The organism is Enorma timonensis, assembly GCF_000321165.1.
Classification (GTDB): Bacteria; Actinomycetota; Coriobacteriia; order Coriobacteriales; family Coriobacteriaceae; genus Enorma.
This window is the reverse complement of record NZ_CAPF01000018.1, coordinates 1-20,944: the sequence shown is the minus strand read 5'-3', so window position 1 is coordinate 20,944 and position 20,944 is coordinate 1. Positions and strand designations below refer to the sequence as shown.

Here is a 20,944-nt window from a genome sequence, read left to right as displayed (position 1 = left end):
TCCTCCTAGTTCCATTTGTCGGTCAGGGCCTCGACGGTGCCGTCGTCGAGCATCGCCTGCACGGCCTCGGCCACGGGCGCGGAGAGCGCGGAACCCTTCTGGGTGGCGATGCCGAACAACTGCTCGGCGACCTCGAAGCCCTCGATGATGGCGCGCTTGTCGTTCATGTAGGTCTTGGCGATGGCGCCGTCGAGCACCATCGCGTCCACGACGCCCTCCTCGAGCGCGTCGGAGAGCTCCTGGTAGCTCGGGAATTGCAGGAGGCGCCACGTATCGAACTGGACGTCGAGGTCCGCGCCTCCCAAGATCTTGTCCGTGCCCGCGCTGAAGCCGATCTCCTGAAGCTTCGCGTTGAGCAGCGGGGCGGCGTTCGCGCCGGCCATGGTGCCGAAGGTGCGCCCGCGCATGTCCTCGATCGTGGTGATGAGGGACGAGTTCTGGACGACGGCGATGACGTGGTCGGTGTAGTAGGCGGGCGAGAAATCGAAGTTCTCGAGACGCGTGCTCGCGATGGAGTAGCACGCGGCGATGAGGTCGATCTCGCCGGATAGGAGCATCTCCTTGCGGTCGTCGGGCGTGACGGTCACGAACTCCACGTCGTCGTAGCCCACGCGCTCGGCAAGCTCGCGCACCAGGTCGATCTCGAGCCCGTAGTACTTGCCCGTCTCCTCGTTCAGATACCCGAAGCCCATGACGTCCGCGCGCACGCCGGCGCGGAGCGCCGTGCCCGTATCGAGCGGCTTCGCGGGCGCGCTGCCCGATCCAGCCCGTGCGCCGCCCGCGCAACCGGAAAGCGCCGCCTGGATGGGAAGCAGCCCCGCGGCGAGCGCGAGCGCACCGAATGACCTCCTCGTGAGATTCACGGTTCCTCCTCAGTTCAGCATTGGTTCAGCCTCGCTGCAAAACGAATATCAGCGGTCGCCCATTCTATCGGTATCCTCAAGCGCCGTCCCAGCTCAGCGGCATTTTCCGCTCCCGTCAACCAGCGGGTGAGGATGGGTGCGGGGAGCATAGGGGACTGTGTCCGTTCAGGCCTTCATGCGTCGGCAGCGAGGGCTCGCATGCCCGGTTTTTTACTGTTTGGGTGTGCGGCCGCGCGAGCGCGTCCCGCGCGGCGGAATGGGATACGATGGGAGCGCACGTTCTAGAGTGAGGGGAGCGCACATGGCAGCATACAAGTCCGACATCGAGATCGCCCAGGAAGCGGAGATGCTTCCCATCTCCGAGGTCGCCGCGAAGGTGGGCCTTCATGAGGAGCAGCTCGAGCATTACGGGACGTACAAGGCCAAGGTCGACATCCATGCCCTGCGCGACCTGCCGCGGAAGGCGAAACTCGTGCTCGTGACCGCCATCAACCCCACGCCCGCGGGCGAGGGCAAGACCACGACGTCGGTGGGCCTGGCGGACGCGCTCTCGCGCTTGGGCAAGAAGGCCGTGCTCGCGCTGCGCGAGCCGTCGCTCGGCCCCGTCTTCGGCATCAAGGGCGGCGCGGCCGGCGGCGGGTATGCGCAGGTCGTTCCCATGGAGGACATCAACCTGCACTTCACCGGCGACTTCCATGCCATCGGCGCGGCGAACAACCTGCTCGCGGCCATGCTCGACAACCACATCCAGCAGGGCAACGCGCTCGGCATCGACCCGAAGCAGATCGTGTGGAAGCGCGCCGTCGACATGAACGACCGGCAGCTCCGCCATATCGTGGACGGCCTCGGCGGCAAGGCGCAGGGCGTGCCGCGCGAGGACGGCTTCGACATCACCGTCGCCTCCGAGGTCATGGCCGCCTTCTGCCTGGCGAGCGGCCTCATGGACCTGAAGGAGCGCCTGGGCCGCATGGTCGTGGCCTACACCTACGACGGCAGGCCCGTCACCGCCTCCGACCTGCATGCGCAGGGCGCCATGGCGGCGCTGCTCAAGGACGCCATCAAGCCGAACCTCGTGCAGACGCTCGAGCACACCCCCGCCTTCGTGCACGGCGGCCCCTTCGCCAACATCGCCCACGGCTGCAACTCCGTGCAGGCCACCGAGTGTGCTCTCAAGCTCGGCGAGTACGTGGTGACCGAGGCGGGCTTCGGCGCCGACCTGGGTGCGGAGAAGTTCCTCGACATCAAGTGCCGCATGGCCGGGCTCGACCCGGACGCGGTGGTGATCGTCGCCACGGTGCGCGCCCTCAAGTACAACGGCGGCGTGCCGAAGGCCGAGCTCTCGACCGAGAACCTCGAGGCGCTCGAGGCGGGCCTGCCGAACCTGCTGCGCCACGTGTCGAACATCCGCGACGTGTACGGACTGCCGTGCGTCGTCGCCATCAACGCGTTCCCCACGGATACGGAGGCGGAGCTCGCACTCGTGGAGCGGAAGTGCCGCGAGCTCGGGGTGAACGTCGCGCTCTCCGAGGTGTGGGCGAAGGGCGGCGCAGGCGGCGAGGCGCTCGCGACCGAGGTCATGCGCCTCTGCGAGCAGCCGCACGCGTTCACGTACTCCTATGAGACGGGCGTTCCGGTGGAGGAGGCGCTCGAGGCCATCGCCACCAAGATCTACCATGCGGACGGCGTGGACTACACGCCCGCCGCGAAGCGCCAGCTCAAGCAGCTGAAGGACAACGGCTTCGGCAACCTGCCGGTCTGCGTGGCGAAGACGCAGTACTCCTTCACCGACGACCAGACGAAGCTCGGCGCGCCCGAGAACTTCCGCATCACGGTGCGCAACCTCAAGGTTTCCGCCGGCGCGGGCTTCGTCGTGGCGCTCACGGGCGACATCATGACGATGCCCGGCCTGCCGAAGGTGCCGGCGGCCGAGAAGATCGACGTGGACGAGAACGGCGTGATTACCGGGCTGTTCTAGGACGTTCCTCCTGTCGGCCTCCCGTCGGATTTCCCGCGGGGCTTGTCCTCGCTTCGCTGCGGAATCGCCCCGCGGGATAATCCGGCGGAAGGCCTGAGGTGACGTGCATGTACGGCGCGGGTGCTCGCCGCGCGACACCTCGGGCTGCTCGGAGGGGGCACCTTCGGCAGGGCGGGGTGGGAGGCTTTGGTTTTTATATGAGGGGTGGCCTGCGGTGGGTGGGTCGCGGCGCGTGGTGCATCACGGGGTGATGCGGAAGGAGCTAGGGAGGTTCCATGACCGGTACCCATACGGCTGAGGGGTCGATCGCCGACCTCAGCTGCCGCGCGTTCGCCGCGGACCTGGCGGCCAAGCTCCCCGTGCCCGGTGGCGGCGGCGCGTCGGCGCTCGTCGGGGCGCTCGGCGCCGCGCTCTGCTCGATGGCGGGAAACTTCACCGCGGGCAAGAAGCGCTTCGCCGCCGTCGAAGACGACGTGCAGCGCATCCTTGCGGAGGCCGAGGGCCTGCGCCACGAGCTCATCGGTCTCATCGAGGCGGACGCGGCGGCATTCGAGCCGGTCTCGCGCGCCTACCGTATGCCGAAAGAGGATCCCGCCCGCGCCCAGGTGCTCGAGGTCGCCACCAAGACGGCGTGCTCGGCGCCCATCGAGACCATGCGGGTCTGCGCGCGCGTCATCGAGCTGCTCGAGGAGATGGGCGGCATATGCAGCCCGATGCTCCTCTCCGACGTGGGGTGCGGCGCGGTGCTCGGCGCGGCGGCGCTCCGCGCGGCGAGCGTCAACGTCTTCGTGAACACGAGCGCGCTCACCGACCGCGCCTATGCCGAGGCGCTCGAGCGCGAGGCGGACGGCCTGCTCGAGGCCTACATCCCGCGCGCCGAGGCGCTTGCCGCGCGCGTGACCGACCATATCCGGGGAAGGGGATAGCCATGGCGGAGCTGCTGCGCGGCGTGCCCGTCGCCGCCGCCATCACCGGGGAGCTCACGGCGCGGGTCGAGGCGCTCAAGGCGCGGGGCGTCATGCCCACGCTCGCCATCGTGCGCGTGGGCGAGCGCCCGGACGACCTCTCCTACGAGCGCGGCGCCTGCAAGCGCGCGGAGAAGGTGGGCATCGCCGTCGAGCGCTTCGTCCTCCCCGCGGACTGCACGCAGGGGGAGCTGCTCGCGGTGATCGGCCGGGTGAACGCAGACCCCGCCATCCACGGGTGCCTCATGTTCCGCCCGCTTCCCGCCACGCTTGACGAGGCGGCCGCGTGCGCGGCGCTCGACCCCGCGAAGGACGTGGACGGCATCACGCAGGGCTCGCTCTACGGCGTGTTCGCCAACGAGCCGACGGGCTTTCCTCCCTGCACGGCCGAGGCGGTGATCGAGCTGCTCGAGCGCTCCGGCATCGCGCTCGAGGGCGCGCGGGTGACGGTCGTGGGGCGCTCGCTCGTCATCGGCAAACCGGTCGCGATGATGCTCCAAGCCCGCCACGCCACTGTGACCATGTGCCACACGAGGACCCGCGACCTCGCCGCCGCCTGCCGTGGCGCCGAGGTGCTCGTGGTCGCTGCCGGCCATGCGGGCACCGTGGGCGCGGACGCCGCGGCTCCCGGCCAGGCGGTGGTTGACGTTGGCATCAACTGGGACGAGGCCGCGGGCAAGCTCGTGGGCGACGTCGCCTTCGACGAGGTCGAGCCCATCGTCGCCGCGATCACCCCGGTTCCCGGCGGCGTGGGCGCGGTGACGACGGCGGTGCTCGCCCAGCACGTCGTCACGGCCGCCGAGCGCTCGTGCGCCGCGGCAGCATCCGAATAGGGCGAATAGGGCGTTTGTCTCCGTTTTACGGCGTATCGGCGGAATGGGCCGCCGGGCGCTGCGGCGCGCGTGGATGAGCGCTACAATGGGTGGCTCGTTTCGATACCGGCGCGGCACAGGCCATGCGAGCGAGAGGGGCTAGAGGATGGCAGTCGACAGGGCGCGTGCGGAGCGCGCGATTCGCGAGTTCCTGATCGCGGTGGGCGAGGATCCCGACCGGCCCGGCCTCACGGAGACGCCGAACCGGGTGGCGCGCGCCGCCGAGGAGGTCTTGGGCGGATACGACGACGACCCGGCGCACCACCTGCGCAAGCAGTTCCAGGAGTCCGAGAGCGACGACATGGTCATCGTCCGCGACATCCCGTTCTCCTCGCTCTGCGAGCACCACATCCTGCCGTTCACCGGCCGCGCGCATGTGGCCTACATCCCGCGCGGCGGCCGCATCACCGGCCTCTCCAAGATCGCGCGGTGCGTGATGGGGTTCGCCCGCCGTCTGCAGCTGCAGGAGCGCCTGACCTCGCAGATCGCCGACGCCCTCATGGAGGAGCTCGATCCCCAGGGGGTGCTCGTCGTGCTCGAGGCGGAGCACATGTGCATGACGATGCGCGGCGTGAAGAGCGCGGGCGCCCTTACCATGACCTCCGCCGTGCGCGGCGCGTTCCGCAAGGATATCAAGACGCGCGAGGAGGCGCTTCGCCTGCTCGGCCTGTAAATGATAAAAACCAGACAGGCTGGATTTTATCATTTCGCTTGGGGGAGATGCCTTGATCCGGGAAGCTCATCTGAAAGCCCTCGTGCGCACGCCGGACGAGGTGGAGGCGGCCCGCGAGGGCAAGGACGGCCTCCGTGCGCGCTGCAAGGAGCTTAGGGCGCGCCGCTCGGCCGCTGAGCGCGCCGCCGCCGACAGCGCCATCGCAGCGCGCCTTTTCGACCTGCCGGCATTTCAGGCCGCGCGCGTCATCGCGCCGTACCTCTCCTTTGGCACGGAGGTGGAGACGCGCGCCATCATCGAGCGCGTATGGGCGGCGGGCAAGATGGTCGCGCTGCCGCGCTGCGTGCCCGGTACCCGCGCGATGCGCTGGTACGCCGTCACGTCCCTGGCAGGCCTTGCGCGCGGCCCGCGCGGCGTGCTCGAACCCGCTGAAGACCCCGCGCGCGAGCTCGACCTTTCCGCGCGCGCCGACGCCCTCGCCGTGGTACCCGGCCTCGCCTTCGATGCCCGGGGCTTTCGCCTGGGGTATGGCGGCGGCTACTTCGATGCGTTCCTGTCCGCGTTCCCCGGTGTGTCCGTGGGGCTCTGCCGCGAGGCGCAGCTCGTCGAGAGCCTGCGGGCACTTGGCGCCGTCGATGCGCACGACGTGCCGGTGGACCTCGTCGTCACGGAGGCGCGCGTGCTCGCGTCGGCACAACCCGCGCAGATACGGGGCATACGGGACATACGGGGCATGCGGGACGAATGACGCTCGGAGCCAAATTCGAGCACTTCTGCCCCCAAAATGTGCTCGAAATTGGCTCCTATGGCTGAGGGTGTAAGCAGCATCCGAGTTGCGGTACCATCGGCGGGCAGCATGTTTCGGTGCGCGGCCTCCTGCGAGGATGCGCGCGTGCCGCCCATGCCCCGTGCGGTGCCCAGCGAAGCGCCCCCATGCCGCCCGCGCCCCGTGCGCTCGCATCCCGTCCCGACGATCGACAGAAAGCCCTGTTGCCCGATGACGCATAGCTCCCAAGCATCCCCGTATACCCCGCCCTTCGCGGTGCCCGAGCTCCCCTTCGAGGAGGCCGTGCGGCGCGCGGCGGACACGGGGACCATCCCCGGTGACGCCGGCCCCTTGCTCGAGACCGTGGTCGACATACTCGACGAGCTCGACCGCCCGGACAAGCACTTCGACGTGCTCCAGGTCGCCGGGACGAACGGGAAGAGCTCCACGACGCGCTTCGCGGCGGCGATCCTCGCGGGCGAGGGGCTCCGCACGGCGCTCTACACCTCACCGCACCTCGTGCGCTACCCGGAGCGCATGGAGGTCTGCGGCCGCGTCGTCTCGGATGCGGCCTTCGCCCACGGCGTGTCGGCGGCCTTCGAGGCGGGCCGGCGCGTGAACGCCCGCCGGCAGCACGCGGGTCTCGCGACCTACACCATCACGCCCTTCGACCTGCTCACCGTGGCCGCGCTCGTCATCTTCGCCGAGGCCGAGGTCGATGTCGCCGTGCTCGAGGTGGGGCTCGGCGGTCGCTGGGATGCGACGAGCGCCACGAACCCCGTGGGCGTGGCGGTCACGGGCATCGGCCTCGACCATATGCGCATCCTGGGCGACACGCTCGCCCAGATCGCAGGCGAGAAGGCGGCCGTCATCCAACCGGGGCGCTTCGCGGTGCTCGGCGAGGGGGTGCACCAGCCCGAGGTCTGGCCGATCATGCGCGGGCGCTGCGCGGAGACCGGCGTCGTCCCGGATATGCCCGTCTTCCGTGTGCTCCACGAGCCGGCGACGCTCGGCGACGAGCTCCGCGTCGAGGTGCGCACGCGTCGCGCCGCCTACGAGGCCGCCCTCGTAAAGCCGCTCTACCAGGCGCAGAACGCCGCATGCGCCATCCAGCTCGCCGAGCGCTACCTCGACCGGCCGCTCGACGCGGGGGCGCTCGCGCGCAGCCTCGCCGCCTGCCCCACGCCCGGCCGCTTCGAGGTCGTGCGCCGCGAGCCGCTCGTGCTCATCGACGCCTGCCATAACCCGCAGTCGTGCGCCTCGTTCATATCGTCGGTGGGGGAGATCGAGCCTGCGCGCGCCGAGCGCCCCACGCTCCTCATCGCGGCGCTCGCGGACAAGGACGCCGAGGGCATCGTGCGCGCCCTCGTCCCGGCCTTTCCGCACGTGCGCGTGACGCAGACGGACTCGCCCCGCGCCCGTCCCGTCCGGGAGCTCGCCGCTCTCGTCGCCGACGAGCTCGCGCGCGAGGGGCGCCCGCCGGAAGACCTCGTCGCGACGCATGCCTCGGTCACCGAGGCGCTCGACGCCGTCACGCGCGCGGGCGAGGCCATCGTCGCCGCCGGCACCATCACGCTCGCCGGCGAGGTTGCCGCGCGCTTCGCGGCATGGTGATTTCATCCCGGGTGTTGGATATCCACCGTTTGGTATACAATGCCATATTGGTATACGCCCGTTCGCGTTCGAGCAGCTGAAAGGTATTGATCGCTCATGATGGAATATATCCAGGAGCTCATGACGCCGCAGGTCATGTTCGTCATCTATCTCTTCCTCGCGTTCATCGTCGCACTGTACGTGCTGTCTGTCGTCTACGTCTTCATCGACGCGCGGCGCCGCGGCTCGCAGTACTTCTGGGCGTGGGGGCTGCTCGCGCTCATCCCGTTCGTCGGCCTCATCGCCTACAACGTCCTGCGCCCGAGCACCTACCTCGCCGACCGCGAGGAGCAGGAGCTCGACATGGCGCTGCGCGAGCGCCAGCTCGCCCAGTACGGCACCTGCCCGCGCTGCGGCTCGCCCATCGAGAAGGACTTCGTCGTGTGCCCCGTGTGCAACACGCAGGTGCGCAACGTCTGCCCCAGCTGCCATCGCCCGCTCGACGCGCATTGGAAGGTGTGCCCGTACTGCCGGACGCACATCCAGTAAGGTTTCGGAAGCCCCCGCGCGCGGGGGCTTTCTTTATGGCGCGGGGGTCGGGTTGCCCGTTGGGTATGGGCAACGCCGCCCGGTTGTGGTAAACCTGTACCTGTTCGCGAGGAAAGGATCGAGCGCGTGATTCGCCGCTTGCTTGAACAAGGTATCCGAACTCAGACTATCTAGGCGTCTGTCCATCCCGCTGGCCTCGCGCCAGGGGCAGGCGCCACATGCCGCTCGTGCCCTTCGGCCGGGCGCTTTTTGTTTTCGACCATCCATCATCCGATCATCGAGGAGCGAGCAATGAAGGTTCTATACAACGACGGCCATGTGGACGAGTGCCCGACTGACGAGGTCACCCATGTGGTGCGGCACAGCGCGGCGCACATCATGGCGCAGGCCGTGAAGCGCCTCTACCCCGAGGCGGACTTCGCCTACGGCCCCGCCACGGATAACGGCTTCTACTACGACATCGACCTGCCCGAGGGCCAGAAGATCTCCGAGGACGATTTCCCCGCCATCGAGGCCGAGATGAAGAAGATCGTGAAGGAGAACCTCAAGTTCCAGGTCTTCGAGCTCCCGCGCGAGGAGGCCATCGCCCTCATGGAGGAGCGCGGCGAGAAGTACAAGGTCGAGCACATCGGCGACCTGCCGGATGACGCCCGCATCACCTTCTACCAGCAGGGCGAGTACATCGACATGTGCGTGGGCCCGCACCTCACCTACACCAAGGCGCTCAAGGCCTTCAAGCTCACGGGCGTCTCGGGCGCCTACTGGAAGGGCGACAAGGACAACAAGATGCTCACCCGCGTGAACGGCACGGCCTTCGCCACGAAGGAGGAGCTCGACGAGCACCTGCGCCTCATCGAGGAGGCCAAGAAGCGCGACCACCGCAAGATCGGCCGCGAGATGGACATCTTCATGATGCGCGACGAGGCACCGGGTTTCCCGTTCTTCCTGCCGAACGGCATGATCTTGAAGAACGAGCTGCTGAATTACTGGCGCGAGATCCATCACAAGGCCGGCTACGTGGAGATCTCGACCCCGCAGATCATGAGCAAGAGCCTGTGGGAGACCTCCGGCCACTGGGACCACTACAAGGACAACATGTACTCCACCATCATCGATGACGAGGAGTACTGCATCAAGCCCATGAACTGCCCGGGCGGCGTGCTCGTGTACAAGTCCCGCCCGCACAGCTACCGTGAGCTGCCCATCCGCGCCGGCGAGATCGGCCTCGTGCACCGCCACGAGATGCGCGGCGCGCTGCACGGCCTGTTCCGTGTGCGCTGCTTCAACCAGGACGACGCGCACCTGTTCGTCCGCCCCGACCAGCTCACGGACGAGATCGTGGGCGTGGTGAACCTCATCGACTCGGTGTACCAGAAGTTCGGCTTCACCTACCACCTCGAGCTCTCCACGCGCCCCGAGGATTCCATGGGCTCCGATGAGGACTGGGAGCGCGCCGAGGCGGGCCTGCGCGAGGCGCTCGAGCGCCTGGGCAAGGACTACGTGGTGAACGAGGGCGACGGCGCCTTCTACGGCCCCAAGATCGACTTCCACCTCGAGGACTCGCTCGGCCGCACCTGGCAGTGCGGCACCGTGCAGCTCGACTTCCAGATGCCGCTCAATTTCGACCTCGAGTACACCGACGCCGACGGCTCCAAGCAGCGCCCCATCATGCTGCACCGCGTGTGCTTCGGCTCCATCGAGCGCTTCATCGGCATCCTGATCGAGCACTTCGCGGGCAAGTTCCCCACGTGGCTCGCGCCGGTGCAGGTGAAGGTGCTGCCCGTGTCCGAGAAGAGCCGCTACTACGCGCGCAGCGTGACCGACGCGCTCGAGGCCGCCGGCATTCGCGCCGTGCTCGACGAGCGCGACGAGAAGATCGGCTACAAGATCCGCGAGGCGCGCAACATCGACCGCCCGCCCTACATGCTCATCCTGGGCGAGCAGGAGGTCGAGGCCGGCAACATCTCCGTGCGCGACCGCTCGAACGAGACGCACGTGCGCGAGCTCACCGAGTTCATCGCCGACGTGAAGGACGAGATTGCCGAGCGCCGCTAGGAGTCAATGGGGACGGGTTCATTTGACTCGCTGAGTCAATGGGGACGGGTTCAATTGACTCATCCTCGACGCATGCGGGCGCCCTCGGTTTGCCGCCGGGGGCGCCCGTCGTTTCTATGCGTGCTGCTCCGCGCCGCCGTCCGGTTTTCCGTCTGCTCGATGCTTGCGTCGCCGCACGCGATGCGCGATCTGGTACCCGCCCGCGAACAGGGCGATCGCCACGATGCCGACAATGATGAGGCGGACGCTTCCATCATTGACGATGGTGTGGCCGTTGCGCGTGAGAGCGATCTGCTTCCCGTCGCGCACCGTGACCTCATCGTGGGAGAACAGGGGCTTGTCGATGCGCAGGCGCTCTTCTCCCGACCCCGAGATGGGGGTCTTCGACGCTCCGGCGACGCGCCAGCGCGCGAGGAGCGGGCAGGCCTCGATGCCGACAACGTAGAGGCCGCCCGCTGCGTCGCGTACGAGCGCGTACTCGCGCCCGCCGCCCAGGGTGCGGTCGGTATCAAGGAACTGCGCGAGCGTCCCCACCGGTTCACGGAGCCGCGCGTTGCTGCTCGTCATGCCCACCACCTCGTAGTCCGAGAGCTCGGGAGTCTCGCGCAGGTCGGCGATCGTGACGGGAAGGTTGTACGGGTAGATGAGGAAGAGCGCCGTATAGATGAGGGCGAATGCGAGCACGATGCTCGCAAGTCCCGCCGCGACCCAGGCTACCATGCGAAGGACGATGTGAGCGCCCTCGTTCATAGGGGATTTCGCGTCCATAGCGGCCTCCTCCTTACCCGGCAGCGCGCATCGGCGCGGGGCGTGTGGGTTTTCGGCATTGTACCCGCGCGAGCGCGGGCTTGGGCGCTGGGTGTCGAGCGGCCGTTTGGTGTCGGTATACGGTGAGCTTCCCGCGCGCCCGGTTATACCGCGGCCCATGACGTTGGCAGCGGGCGGCGCTTGTCGGTATACTGGTCGGGTCGCGCTAAAGAAGGGGGAGTGCATGTCGCAGCAACTGAGTGAGCTTTGTGACAGGTACGCGGCTGCCCACGGTGCGCGCGCCTCGTGGATCGTGCGGGCGGGCGACGGCGCCGATGTGCTCGCGCAGACGGGGATCGTCGGCGCGCACGACCGCATCGTGGCGTTCTCGGGCGCGGGTCGCGCGCGCTTGGCAGAGCTGTTCCGCTGGCAGCACCTCTCGTTCGCCGACGAGCTCACACCCCAGGCGTTCTTCGCCGCCTCAGAGCTGGTCGATGCCGAGCAGGCCGAGCGCGACCGCCTCGTCCCGCAGGGGTCTCCCGCCTCGTACGCGCATCCCGCGGGCATCTCGTCCGGGCGGCTCTTCTGGTTCGCGCCCTCGATCGACGCCGCGACTTTGCGCGTGGCCGATATCCGCGCGCTCGCCGCCGCGGCGCAAAGGGTCGGCGCCATCCTCGTGATCGACAACACCCTGCCCACGCCCTTCGGCTGCCGGCCGCTCGCCCAGGGGGCGCTCATCGTGGTCGAGGCGCTCGAAGGCATGGCGCCGGGTATGCTCTCCACGCCGCTCGTCGCGGTATCCGTCGCCCGTTCCCAGGTGGCGCATGGCCGCCGTCGGTCGGTGAACCCTGCCGCCGAGGACGCCTACCGCCTCCTCTCCTTCGGGCTGGGCGCGCCGGGCGCCGCGTCCGCCGCCTGCGCCCCGGGCACGTCCGACGTCGCCGCCCTCAGTGCCGCGCTCGATACCCTCGCCGAGCGCGAGCAGGCGAGCTTCGACCATGCCCGCGCCATCGCCTCCTACCTGTCCTGCCACCCGGCCGTGGGCTGCGTGCGCTACCCGGGCCTCGCGACGCATCCCGACCGCGCCGTCGCCGCACGCACGCTGGAGCACGGGTTCGGATCGGTCGTGGGCTTCTGCCTCACGGGCAGCTGCGATGAGGCGCCCCGGGCGCGCTGCGAGCGCCTCCGCGCCCTCTTCGAGCATGTCCATGCCGCGCGGCGCAGCATCGAGGACGCCCGCGCGACCATCTCGATCGTCGATGCGGACGAGGTCTGCTACCTGCAGCTGTATGCCGGCGTCGACGACCCCATCGATGTGGTCGACAGCCTCGACCAGGCGCTGCGCCTCTTCTGCAATCCCCCCGAGCCGTAAAGGCGGCGCGGGCTCGCCCCGCTTCCCGCTCGATACGCTCATCGCGGCGCGGTGCCCCGGGCCCGCGCCTGCATCGTGTGCGCGGCGCGTCCGTCGTGCCCGGTTCGAAGGGATTCACGATGATGGGATTCACCCTCGCCAACCTGATCGAGAGCCTGTTTCTGGGTATCGCGCTCGCCATGGACGCCATGGCGGTGACGCTTTCGAACACGCTTTGCGAGCCCGACATGCCTCCTGCCAAGAAGCTCGCCATGCCCGTGCTCTTCGCGCTCTTCCAGATGGCCATGCCCATTGCCGGTTTCTTCGGCGGAACGCTCATCGCGCCCGTCATCGAGGCGTACGCGGGCATCGTCTCGCTCGCGATCCTCGCGTTCGTGGGCGGGAAGATGATCGTCGAGGCCGTGCGCGAGCTGCGCGACCCCGAGGCCTGCGCGACGACGCGCCTCACGTATGGCACGATCCTCGCCGAGGCCGTCGCCACCTCCATCGACGCCTTCGTCGTGGGCGTCTCGCTCGCGGCGAGCGGCGCGAACATCGTGCTCTACGGCGGGATGATCGGCGTCGCCACGTTCGCCTGCTGCCTCGCGATGCTTTTCGCGGGCCGTCGGCTCGGCGCGCGCTTCGGCAGCCACGCGCAGGTCGCGGGCGGCATCGTGCTCATCATCATCGGCCTCAAGGCGTTTTTCGGGTAGCCTCGGCGCGCCATGCAGGGGAGGGGAACGTCGCCCCTCCGTCGCTCCGTGCAGGTTTTTCGCAGCCCGGCAGGGTCGCGCGAGCCGCGCCCGGCCTGCGCTACAATGGCCTGCGAGGTCGCTCGGTCAGGCGACCCCATTCGCGAAGACGCGCGACGTGGAGGCGGCGCCGCTGAGCCCGCCCCTGGATCGCGCCCAACCCCAGAGGAGGAGTATCCATGGCCATGTTCTTTCCCGGTGAATCCCATACGTTCTCTGAGTACCTGCTGGTGCCCGGCTACTCGTCCTCGGAGTGCATCCCGACGAATGTGAACCTCAAGACCCCGCTCGTCAAGTACAAGCGCGGCGAGGAGCCCGCCATCAGCCTGAACATCCCCATGGTCTCGGCCATCATGCAGTCCGTCTCCGGCGAGGAGATGGGCATCGCGCTCGCCACCGAGGGCGGCATGAGCTTCATCTACGGCAACCAGACCCCCGAGTCCGAGGCGGCCATGGTCAAGGCCGTGAAGGATCACAAGGCCGGCTTCGTGGTCTCCGACTCCACCCTCACGCCCGACATGACGATGGCCGAGGTCATGGACCTCAAGAACCGCACCGGCCATTCCACCATGCCCGTCACCGAGGACGGCACGGCGCACGGGAAGCTCCTCGGCATCGTGACGAGCCGCGACTACCGCCCCAGCCGCGACGACCCGAACATGAAGGTCGCCACGTTCATGACCCCGCGCGAGCAGCTCATCGTGGGCGACAAGGACATCACCCTCAAGAAGGCCAACGACGTCATCTGGGACAACAAGCTCAACGCCCTGCCCGTGGTGGACGAGAACGACCACCTCGTGGGCATCGTGTTTCGCAAGGACTACGACAGCCACAAGTCCAACCCCAACGAGCTCCTCGACGCGAACAAGCGCTACATGGTGGGCGCGGGCATCAACACGCGCGACTACGAGAAGCGCGTGCCGCTGCTGCTCGAGGCCGGCGCCGATGTGCTGTGCATCGACTCCTCCGAGGGCTTCAGCGAGTGGCAGAAGCGCACCATCGAGTGGATCCGCGCCTGCTACGGTGACGACGTCAAGGTCGGCGCCGGCAACGTCGTGGACGGCGACGGCTTCCGCTTCCTCGCCGACTGCGGCGCGGACTTCGTGAAGGTGGGCATCGGCGGCGGCTCCATCTGCATCACGCGCGAGACGAAGGGCATCGGCCGCGGCCAGGCCACGGCGCTCATCGATGTGTGCCGCGCGCGCGACGAGTACTTCGAGGAGACCGGCGTCTACGTGCCCGTCTGCTCCGACGGCGGCATCGTCTACGACTACCACATGACGCTCGCGCTCGCCATGGGCGCCGACTTCATGATGCTCGGCCGCTACTTCGCCCGCTTCGACGAGAGCCCCACGGCGCGCGTGAACGTGAACGGCCAGTACATGAAGGAGTACTGGGGCGAGGGCTCGGCGCGTGCCCGCAACTGGCAGCGCTATGACCTCGGCGGTGCCTCGAAGCTCGCCTTCGAGGAGGGCGTCGACTCCTACGTGCCCTACGCGGGCTCGCTCAAGGACGGCGTGAACGCCACGCTCTACAAGATCAAGTCGACGATGTGCAACTGCGGCGCCCTCTCCATCAAGGAGCTGCAGCAGAAGGCGCGCCTCACGCTCGTCTCGGCCACCTCGATCGTCGAGGGCGGCGCGCACGACGTCGTCGTGAAGGACCGCAACCATCAGACGGTGAGCTACCAGTAAGCGCGCGTCGTGCCGCCCGTTTTGGCGGGACGCGGACACAAGGTCGCGAGCACGGGGCGTCCGGGAGGGCGCCCCGTCGCCACCGGTGCCCCAAATAGCCGTTCAGCGCGGCCCCGTACCGCATGCGCGCGCAGCCGGTAGCGGCAGATTTGCTACACTGGGTTCCAACGCATGCCGAAAGGGGGTTGCCATGGAATGGGATCAGGAAGAGGACGGGATCGCGGCGTCCGCCGACGCCGATGATGGCGCGCCCGCCGGTGCCGGTGCCGAGAGCAAGGCCGGGGGCGCGGCCGAGGCCGAGCCGTCCGTGCTCGATGACGATGCGCTTGATGACGCCATCTTCGACGACGATTCCTTCGAGGCCGATCCCTTCGAGGCCGACCCGGACGTCGCCCACCCGGACGACGACCCCGCTGATGCCGGCCCCGCGGAGGGGGGCTCCGACGCCCCCGCAGCGCTCCGCCGCCTGCGCGAGCTCACCGCCCGGCATGGGACGGCCTCGCTCGTCATCGCCGCCGCGGTCGCCCTCGTGCTCGTGCTCGGCTGCTTCGCCCTCGTGTACGGCGTCGTGCTCTCCGGCGTGACCGTGGAGAAGGACGCGCCCGACGATGCGTCCGAGGCGCTCCAGCCGGTCGAGAACCACGAGCTCCCGCACCTCGCCCTGCGTGTGACGGATATCTCCGCGACTGAGTACCCCGTCGTCTCGGTCACCCTCGCCCTCAGCCCGGACGATGGGGGCGCCGTCCCCGCGCTCGACGCGTCGTCGTTCTCCATCGCGGCGCGCGATGCGGACGGCGCCGAGGTGGAGGCGTCCATCGAGGGCGTCGAGGCGGCGGGCTCCGATGCGGTGCGCGTCCTGTGCCGGTTGGGCGAGGCCGCGCCCGGCACGGAGCAGCGCATCGACCTTACGCTCGATCCCTCGTGCGGCTACCGCGGGGGCGTTACGCCGGGATTCATCGTTCCCGGTGAGCCTACGGCATAGCGCGCCGCCCGCGTCACCGCGCGCTTCGGGTTCGAGGGGACACGTCCCGGGAAAACCTGCTAGAATCTCGAACGTTACCGTTTTTGACCCAAGGAGCGCCCGCATGTGCGACCATTGCAGCGATTCGCGAAAACCCGGCGGGATCCCCGCCTATGATGCCCAGGCCATCGAGGCCAAGTGGCAGAAGGCGTGGAAGGACGAGAACCTCTTCGCCGTGGATGAAGACCCCGCCAAGCCCAAGAAGTACGTCCTCGAGATGTTCCCGTACCCCTCGGGCGACCTGCACATGGGCCATGCGCGCAACTACACCATCGGCGACGCCATGGCGCGCCAGGCGCGCATGCGCGGCTTCGACGTGCTGCACCCCATCGGCTTCGACGCGTTCGGCCTGCCGGCCGAGAACGCCGCCATCAAGCACAACACCCAGGCGGGCGAGTGGACGTATAAGAACATGGACCAGGCGCTCGCCACGATGAAGCGCATGGGCTTCTCCTACGACATGGACCGCCTCGTGAAGACCTGCGACCCCGACTACTACAAGTGGGGCCAGTGGATCTTCGAGAAGCTCTGGGAGCGCGGCCTCGTCTATCGCAAGAAGAGCCCGGTGAACTGGTGCCCCAGCTGCAACACCGTGCTCGCCAACGAGCAGGTCACGGAGGGGCATTGCTGGCGCTGCGGCTCGGTGCCCGAGAAGCGCGACCTCGAGCAGTGGTACTTCAAGATCACCGACTACGCCCAGGAGCTCCTGGACGACCTCGAGAAGCTTCCCGGCTGGCCCGAGCGCGTGAAGCAGATGCAGGCCAACTGGATCGGCCGCTCGGAGGGCGCGGAGGTGGACTTCAGGCTCTGCGACGCCGCCGGCCAGCCCATCCCCGGCGACGAGGGCAAGATCACCGTCTTCACCACGCGCGCCGACACGCTCTTCGGCTGCACGTTCTTCCTGCTCGCCCCCGAGTACAAGGGTCTTCTCGAGCTCGTCGAGGGGACGGAGTACGAGGCCGACGTGCGCGCCGTTATCGCGCGCGCCGAGAAAGTCTCGGCGGTGGAGCGCGCCCAGGGCGCCCTCGAGAAGCACGGCGCCTTCACGGGCCGCTACGTGGTGAACCCGGTATCCGGCCAGAAGGTGCCCGTCTGGGTGGCCGACTACGTCGTCTCTGATTACGGCACGGGCGCCGTTATGGCCGTGCCCTGCGGCGACCAGCGCGACTTCGAGTTCGCCCGCAAGTACGACCTGCCCATCGTGCCCATCATCCTCATGGACGATGAGCGCGCCGCCCTCGAGGAGGCGGGCGAGTCCATCGACACCTACCATGCCGAGACCGTCGACTGGGACGAGGCGCATGTGGCGGAGGGCACGCTCGTGCAGAGCGGCAAGTACACCGGCATGCGCGGCGGCAAGCACTCCGAGGGCGAGGCCGCGATCGTGGCCGACCTCGAGGCCGCGGGCACCGGCCGCCGCAAGGTGGAGTACCGCCTGCGCGACTGGCTCATCAGCCGCCAGCGCTATTGGGGCAACCCCATCCCCGCCGTCCACTGCGAGCACTGCGGGATCGTGCCCGTGCCCGAGGACCAGCTGCCCGTGATGCTGCCCGCGAACCTCGACCTGGGCGCCGGCGAGACGCTCGCCGAGTGCCGCGAGTTCTACGAGACCACGTGCCCGGTGTGCGGCCGCCCGGCGCGGCGCGAGACCGACACCATGGACACGTTCACGTGCTCGAGCTGGTACTACCTGCGCTACTGCGACCCGCACAACACCGAGCTGCCGTTCTCCCGCGAGGCGGCCGCGCGCTGGATGCCCGTCGACAACTACATCGGCGGCATCGAGCACGCCATCCTGCACCTGCTCTACTCGCGCTTCTTCACGAAGGCCCTGCGCGACCTGGGGCTGCTCGACGTGGACGAGCCCTTCACCAACCTGCTCTGCCAGGGCATGGTGAAGGATGCGAACGGCGAGACGATGTCCAAGAGCAAGGGCAACGTCGTGCCGCCGTCCTCGGTCATCGAGCCGTACGGCGCGGACACCATGCGCCTCGCGATCCTCTTCATCGCCCCGCCCGAGAAGGACTTCGACTGGGACGAGGACGCCGTGGCCGGCGCGAACCGCTTCATCAAGCGCGCCTGGCGCATCGTGTGGCAGCTCGCCCAGGCGGGCGACGCCTCCGCGCGCCTCACGCCCGGCTCGCTCGACGCGGTGGCCAAGCAGCTCTACCGCGAGCGGCACCGCACGCTCGCCAAGTGCACCGAGGACTTCGACCGCCAGCAGTTCAACACGGCCATCTCCGCCATCATGGAGCTCGTGAACGCCGCGAGCGCCTACCTCAACGCCACCGAGGCCGACCCGGCGGCGCGCGACGCCGCGCTCACGTGGCTCGTCGCGACCGACATCGTGAGCGTGCTCGCGCCCATCTGCCCGTTCTGGGCGGACGAGCTCTGGCACGCGGCGCTCGGCCACACCGAGAGCGTCTACACGGCGCCGTGGCCGGAGTTCGACCTGGCAGAGGCCGCGAGCGACACCGTGGAGATCGCGGTGCAGGTGCTCGGCAAGGTCCGCGCGCGCGTGGAGGTCTCCACCAACGCGACCCAGGACGAGATGCGCGCCGTCGCGGAGGAGGCCGCCGCGAAGTGGATCGAGGGTAAGACCGTCGTCAAGGCCATCTGCGTGCCGGGCAAACTCGTGAACCTCGTGGTGAAGTAGGTTTTGGCGCGCATGTAAAATTACCCCAGGGGTTATTTTACATGCGCAGCCCGGTGGGTCTGCGGTGAGCGATGTCCTGCGGCATGCATGTAAAATAACCCCTGGGGTAATTTTACATGTGGAGCAATTGAGGAGACGATTGCCTTCCCGGGGCGCGCGCAGGGGGAGATGTTACCTGTCTGACCTGCTTGTGCTATAGTTTTACACGGTAATTGACGTGTTGTGAGAGGAGTGCGGGTTTTGCCCGTGCTCCTTTTTGTTGCAAGGAGGTGCGCATGGTCAAGAGCAAGACCGAGCAGCTCATCATCGATGAGCTGGAGCGGCTCGCCCCGACCCATGGCGTCGACATCGTCGACGTCGAGATCACCGGCGCCACGAAGGCGCCCTGCGTCCGCGTGCGCCTCGAGGGGGCGGAGGGCGCGTCGCTCTCGCTCGACGAGGTATGCGCGCAGACCGCGTGGGTGAGCGACGCCGTCGAGGCGCTCGACCCCATCGCGAGCTCCTACACGCTCGAGGTGTCCTCGCCCGGCCTCGACCGGCCGCTGCGCCGCCCGAGCGACTTCATGCGCTTCCAGGGTGAGGCCTGCGAGCTCACGACCACCGCGACCGAGGGGCGCCGGCGCTTCAAGGGCGTCATCGCCGCCGCGTCCGACACCTCCGCCACGCTCGAGCTCGAGGACGGGGAGCGCCTCGAGTTCGCTTTCGACGACATCAAGAAATGCACCCTGAAGCCGGTCTTCGACTTCAAGCAGAAGGAAGGGAAGAACTAACATGGCATCCGAGATGATGGAAGCTCTCATGGAGCTCTGCCAGGAGAAGCACCTGAACCAGCTCGCGCTCATCGACGAGCTCGAGCGCTCGCTCGCCGAGAGCTACCGCACCATCCTGCACCTCCCCTTCGGCGCCGAGGTCACCATCGACCGCGCGAGCGGCAAGATCTACGTCTACGAGCTCGTGCCCGTCGAGGAGTCCTACGATGAGGAGACCGACGAGTACACCGAGTTCACCAAGCGCGACGTGACCCCCAAGGACACGAGCCGCATCGCCGCCAAGCACGCGAAGGAGGCCATCAACACCCTCGTGCGCAAGTCCGCTCGCGAGCAGATCTACGAGGAGTTCTCCGACCGCATCGGCGACATCATCACGGGCACGGTGCTCCAGTCCACGCCCGACTTCACCATCGTGAAGATCCGCGAGGGCGTCGAGTCCGAGCTGCCCCACTTCGACCAGCGCCGCTACCCCGAGGAGCGCAACGAGCGTCCCGCGGGCGAGCGTTACCTGCACAACCAGCGCCTGCGCGCCGTCATCATCGACGTCCGCGACCCCAACTCCACCGAGCCCGCCACCAAGGGCGAGCACTCCCGCCCGCCGATCGTCATCTCCCGCACCCACCCGGCGCTCATCCGCTGCCTCTTCGAGCTCGAGGTGCCCGAGATCTACGAGGGCACGGTCGAGATCAAGTCCATCGCCCGCGAGCCCGGCCGCCGCTCGAAGGTCGCCGTCCGCTCGCTCGACGACCGCCTCGACCCCGTGGGCGCCTGCGTGGGCCCGAAGGGCAGCCGCGTGCGCACCGTCGTGTCCGAGCTGCGCGGCGAGCGCGTCGACGTGATCCTGTGGGACGCGGACCCGGCGCGCTACGTGGCCAACGCGCTCTCGCCGGCGAAGGTCTCGCGCGTGCTCATCGACGCCGAGAAGGGCTATGCGGGCGTGATCGTCCCCGATGACCAGCTCTCGCTTGCCATCGGCAAGGACGGCCAGAACGCGCGCCTCGCCGCCCGCCTCACCGGCTGGCACATCGATATCAAGAACGAGCGCCTCGCGGCGGAGATCCTCGGCAACCTCCACATGGGCGACGAGGCCGACGACGACCTCATCGGCGAGGACGACGACAACCGCTGCGCGTTCGTGAGCGCCGACGGCATCCGCTGCCGCAACCAGGCGCGCCCCGGTTCCCGGTTCTGCGGCGTCCACGACCCGGAGGCCGCCGATACCGAGGAGGAGGGGATCTAGCGGGTCGGGTGCCCCGGCACCCCGCATCGCAGACCCGTTGGATGTCACGGCGCGCACCGCGCGCGAGAGGTAGGTGATTGGCACATGGCGAACGTTCGCATCTCAAGCCTGGCCAAAGAATTCGGAATGTCGTCCAAGGAGCTCCTGGAGCACCTGGATCGGTTGATGATCCCGGCGAAGTCGGCGTCCTCCACGCTGAGCCAGCAGTACGTCTCGCTGGTCCGCAAGGAGCTCGCGCCCGTGCTCAAGGCGCGCGAGGCCGAGATCGAGGCCCAGCGCCGCGCCGAGGAGGAGCGCGCTGCCGCGGAGGAGGCCGCCGAGGCGGCCAAGGAAGAGGAGCGGCGCCTGGCCGTCGAGGCGCGCCGCGAGGAGGAGCGCCGCCTCGCCGCGTCCGCCCGCGCC

General features: G+C 68.6%; 18 protein-coding genes. 16 read left to right on the top strand and 2 right to left on the bottom strand.

Going from position 1 to position 20,944, the window contains the following annotated elements; all coding sequences use genetic code 11:
- Positions 1-5: 5 nt before the first annotated feature.
- Positions 6-863, bottom strand: coding sequence for a transporter substrate-binding domain-containing protein (locus BN423_RS02275; protein WP_019238660.1), 858 nt, complete (start codon positions 861-863; stop codon positions 6-8).
- A 301-nt stretch (positions 864-1,164) separates the two neighbouring features.
- On the opposite strand from BN423_RS02275, the gene BN423_RS02270 reads away from it, so the two are divergent.
- The 8 genes from BN423_RS02270 (at position 1,165) to thrS (ending at position 10,311) form a co-directional block, all read left to right on the top strand.
- Positions 1,165-2,838 (top strand): formate--tetrahydrofolate ligase, encoded by a 1,674-nt coding sequence (locus BN423_RS02270; RefSeq protein ID WP_019238659.1) that lies wholly within the window; start codon positions 1,165-1,167, stop codon positions 2,836-2,838.
- A 275-nt stretch (positions 2,839-3,113) separates the two neighbouring features.
- On the top strand, positions 3,114-3,764 hold the full coding sequence (locus tag BN423_RS02265) for a cyclodeaminase/cyclohydrolase family protein (RefSeq protein WP_019238658.1): 651 nt from the start codon (positions 3,114-3,116) through the stop codon (positions 3,762-3,764).
- Positions 3,765-3,766: 2 nt separating this feature from the next.
- A complete protein-coding gene (locus tag BN423_RS02260; protein WP_019238657.1) occupies positions 3,767-4,636 on the top strand; it encodes a bifunctional 5,10-methylenetetrahydrofolate dehydrogenase/5,10-methenyltetrahydrofolate cyclohydrolase in 870 nt (289 codons plus the stop codon).
- Between the two features lie 145 nt (positions 4,637-4,781).
- Positions 4,782-5,348: a GTP cyclohydrolase I FolE gene (gene folE, locus BN423_RS02255; protein WP_019238656.1), complete on the top strand. Its 567-nt coding sequence runs from the start codon at positions 4,782-4,784 to the stop codon at positions 5,346-5,348.
- 52 nt (positions 5,349-5,400) lie between these two features.
- Positions 5,401-6,096, top strand: a complete 696-nt coding sequence (locus tag BN423_RS02250; RefSeq protein ID WP_232385471.1) for a 5-formyltetrahydrofolate cyclo-ligase — start codon at positions 5,401-5,403, stop codon at positions 6,094-6,096.
- A gap of 249 nt (positions 6,097-6,345) precedes the next feature.
- A complete protein-coding gene (locus BN423_RS02245; protein ID WP_019238654.1) occupies positions 6,346-7,728 on the top strand; it encodes a bifunctional folylpolyglutamate synthase/dihydrofolate synthase in 1,383 nt (460 codons plus the stop codon).
- A 96-nt stretch (positions 7,729-7,824) separates the two neighbouring features.
- Positions 7,825-8,256: a double zinc ribbon domain-containing protein gene (locus BN423_RS02240; protein WP_019238653.1), complete on the top strand. Its 432-nt coding sequence runs from the start codon at positions 7,825-7,827 to the stop codon at positions 8,254-8,256.
- Positions 8,257-8,547: 291 nt separating this feature from the next.
- On the top strand, positions 8,548-10,311 hold the full coding sequence (gene thrS / locus BN423_RS02235; protein ID WP_019238652.1) for a threonine--tRNA ligase: 1,764 nt from the start codon (positions 8,548-8,550) through the stop codon (positions 10,309-10,311).
- A gap of 114 nt (positions 10,312-10,425) precedes the next feature.
- Here the strand turns inward: thrS and BN423_RS02230 are convergent, their stop codons facing one another.
- Positions 10,426-11,079 carry a hypothetical protein gene (locus BN423_RS02230; RefSeq protein WP_232385470.1) on the bottom strand — a complete coding sequence of 218 codons (654 nt, stop codon included), beginning with the start codon at positions 11,077-11,079 and terminating at the stop codon, positions 10,426-10,428.
- Positions 11,080-11,302: 223 nt separating this feature from the next.
- On the opposite strand from BN423_RS02230, the gene BN423_RS02225 reads away from it, so the two are divergent.
- From BN423_RS02225 to BN423_RS11325, 8 genes are all read left to right on the top strand, one after another.
- Complete coding sequence (locus BN423_RS02225) at positions 11,303-12,430, top strand: PLP-dependent transferase (RefSeq protein ID WP_019238650.1); 1,128 nt, start codon at positions 11,303-11,305, stop codon at positions 12,428-12,430.
- Between the two features lie 119 nt (positions 12,431-12,549).
- Positions 12,550-13,122: a manganese efflux pump MntP gene (locus BN423_RS02220; protein WP_019238649.1), complete on the top strand. Its 573-nt coding sequence runs from the start codon at positions 12,550-12,552 to the stop codon at positions 13,120-13,122.
- Positions 13,123-13,340: 218 nt separating this feature from the next.
- On the top strand, positions 13,341-14,855 hold the full coding sequence (locus tag BN423_RS02215) for an IMP dehydrogenase (protein WP_019238648.1): 1,515 nt from the start codon (positions 13,341-13,343) through the stop codon (positions 14,853-14,855).
- Positions 14,856-15,045: 190 nt separating this feature from the next.
- A complete protein-coding gene (locus BN423_RS02210; protein WP_019238647.1) occupies positions 15,046-15,837 on the top strand; it encodes a hypothetical protein in 792 nt (263 codons plus the stop codon).
- Positions 15,838-15,940: 103 nt separating this feature from the next.
- On the top strand, positions 15,941-18,532 hold the full coding sequence (gene leuS, locus BN423_RS02205) for a leucine--tRNA ligase (protein ID WP_019238646.1): 2,592 nt from the start codon (positions 15,941-15,943) through the stop codon (positions 18,530-18,532).
- Between the two features lie 275 nt (positions 18,533-18,807).
- The gene (locus BN423_RS02200; protein WP_019238645.1) at positions 18,808-19,302 is read left to right on the top strand and encodes a ribosome maturation factor RimP; all 495 of its coding nucleotides are present in this window, start codon (positions 18,808-18,810) and stop codon (positions 19,300-19,302) included.
- A gap of 1 nt (position 19,303) precedes the next feature.
- Positions 19,304-20,542, top strand: a complete 1,239-nt coding sequence (nusA, locus tag BN423_RS02195; RefSeq protein WP_019238644.1) for a transcription termination factor NusA — start codon at positions 19,304-19,306, stop codon at positions 20,540-20,542.
- A gap of 84 nt (positions 20,543-20,626) precedes the next feature.
- Positions 20,627-20,944 (top strand): translation initiation factor IF-2 N-terminal domain-containing protein (locus BN423_RS11325; protein WP_187367798.1); only part of this gene is annotated, 318 nt, incomplete at its 3' end.